Below are 2385 nucleotides of genomic sequence, written 5' to 3' on the forward strand. Positions count from 1 at the left end.
GGGCGCGGGCGACGTGTCGATGATCGGCCCCGAGGTGCTCGAGGCGCTGCGGGCCCGGCAGGCCGGGGAGGACGAGGCGGGCGACGGGACGGACGCGGACCGGTGAGCCGGCTCGGCACGACCACCCGCGACAGGTCCCGCGGACAGCGTCGGAGGCCGGCCGGGCGGCGGGGCGCCGCCGCGGTCACCCCGCTGCGCCGCCGCCGGATGCCGGCCCGCCGCCGGCGGGTCCTGACCCTGGCGCTCTCCGGGACGCTGCTGGTCGTGCTGGGCTGGGCCGTGTGGTCCGGGCCGCTGCTCGCGGTGCGGTCCGTGCAGGTCGACGGCGTCACCACCCTGCCCGCGGAGCTCGTCCGCGAGACCGCCGGGGTCGACCGGGGCACGCCGTTGCTGCGGATCGACGTGGAGGGCGCGCGGGCGGCGGTCGCCGACCTGCCGCAGGTCGAGTCGGTCAGCGTGACCCGGGGCTGGCCGGACCGGGTGGTCATCACCGTCGAGGAGCGGACCCCGCTGGCCGTGGTGGGGGAGGCGGGACGCCGGTCGCTGGTCGACGCCCGCGGGGTGCTGTTCGACAGCGTCTCCGGCGAGCCGCCCGCCGGCGTCGTCCCGCTGGCGGTCGCCGACCCGGGCCCGGACGACGAGGAGACCGCCGCGGCGCTCGTCGTGATCGCCGCGCTGCCGGCGCCTCTGCGCGAGCAGGTGGCGGGGGTCGAGGCCCCGGCCGTCGACGGCATCGTGCTCCAGATGGTCGACGGTCCGACGGTGTGGTGGGGGAGCGCCGAGCAGTCCGCGGACAAGGCCCGGATCCTCGAGGCGCTGCTGGAGCAGGTGGCGGCGGGCACCCTCGACCCGGCCGACGAGCTGGACCTGAGCGTCCCCGAGGCCGTCGTCCTCCGCTGAGGGAAACACCCCCTGCCCCCCCACCGCTCGCAAGCTCGCGCCGGGCCCCTGCAGGGGGCGGTCGCGCACCGTCGCCGGGCGGTTCCGGAGGGCGCGGACAGGCCCCGGCAGGCGACACGCCCATGGTCGCGACACGCCCGGGACGAGAAACAAATGTCGTGGATGTGATTCCTGGTGCGACGGGGACTCTGCACCGGTGCATGAGACGAATCCAGGGCGGGTCGTCACGATCAGTGGTGAGGGTGTGACGGGCGGGTCGCCAGGTGTGCGCCGCCGGCCGCCACACCGACACGCCGAGCCGGAGGAGGTGCTTGTAGCGCCTCTCCGCACCCACCTAGCTTCATCCACGTCGACCGAGTTGACATAACTGTAAGGCTGAACTTGAGGATGAGGGTCCAGTTGGGGAGCGCCGCATGACACCTCCGCACAACTATCTAGCGGTCATCAAGGTCGTCGGCATCGGCGGCGGCGGGGTGAACGCGGTCAATCGCATGATCGAAGTCGGCCTCAAGGGGGTCGAGTTCATCGCGATCAACACCGACGCGCAGGCGCTGCTGATGAGCGACGCCGACGTCAAGCTCGACGTCGGCCGCGAGCTCACCCGCGGTCTGGGCGCCGGCGCGCAGCCGGACGTCGGCCGGCAGGCCGCCGAGGACCACCGCGAGGAGATCGAGGAGGTCCTCAAGGGGGCCGACATGGTCTTCGTGACCGCGGGCGAGGGCGGTGGCACCGGAACCGGTGGCGCCCCCGTGGTCGCGTCCATCGCGCGCAAGCTCGGCGCGCTGACCATCGGCGTGGTCACCCGCCCGTTCGCCTTCGAGGGCAAGCGGCGCGCGGTGCAGGCCGAGTCGGGCATCGAGGAGCTGCGCAACGAGTGCGACACGCTCATCGTGATCCCGAACGACAGGCTGCTGCAGCTGGGCGACCGGAACGTCAGCGTGATGGATGCCTTCCGGACCGCCGACCAGGTGCTGCTCTCCGGTGTCCAGGGCATCACCGACCTGATCACCACCCCCGGCCTGATCAACCTGGACTTCGCCGACGTCAAGTCGGTCATGTCCGGGGCCGGTTCGGCCCTCATGGGGATCGGCAGCGCCCGCGGGGACAACAGGGCGCTGCTGGCCGCCGAGCAGGCGATCGCCAGCCCGCTGCTGGAGGCCTCGATGGAGGGCGCCCACGGCGTGCTGCTGTCGATCTCCGGCGGCTCGGACCTCGGCCTGTTCGAGATCAACGAGGCCGCCTCGCTGGTCTCCGACGCGGCGCACCCCGACGCCAACATCATCTTCGGCGCCGTCATCGACGACGCCCTGGGTGACGAGGTGCGGGTGACGGTCATCGCCGCCGGGTTCGACAGCGGCAAGCCCAACGTCCGCAAGGACGGGGCCGCGGCCTCCCTCCCCGGGAGCGCGGCCACGGGCACGGCGTCCAGCGGCCTGCCGCCGCACCGCCGGCCGGCCGTCGCGCCCATGGCGCCGGCCGCGGCCG

Annotated in this window: 2 protein-coding genes; both read left to right on the forward strand. The window is 73.9% G+C overall.

What is annotated here, in order from left to right; all coding sequences use genetic code 11:
• The first annotated feature begins 102 nt into the window (after positions 1-102).
• Positions 103-900, forward strand: coding sequence for a cell division protein FtsQ/DivIB (locus A6V29_RS08440; protein ID WP_137159893.1), 798 nt, complete (start codon positions 103-105; stop codon positions 898-900).
• 413 nt (positions 901-1313) lie between these two features.
• Positions 1314-2385, forward strand: a 1072-nt coding sequence (gene ftsZ, locus A6V29_RS08445; RefSeq protein WP_249933116.1) for a cell division protein FtsZ, incomplete at its 3' end; no start/stop codon positions are given.

It is taken from the genome of Blastococcus sp. CCUG 61487, from assembly GCF_005222955.1.
Classification (GTDB): Bacteria; Actinomycetota; Actinomycetes; order Mycobacteriales; family Geodermatophilaceae; genus Blastococcus.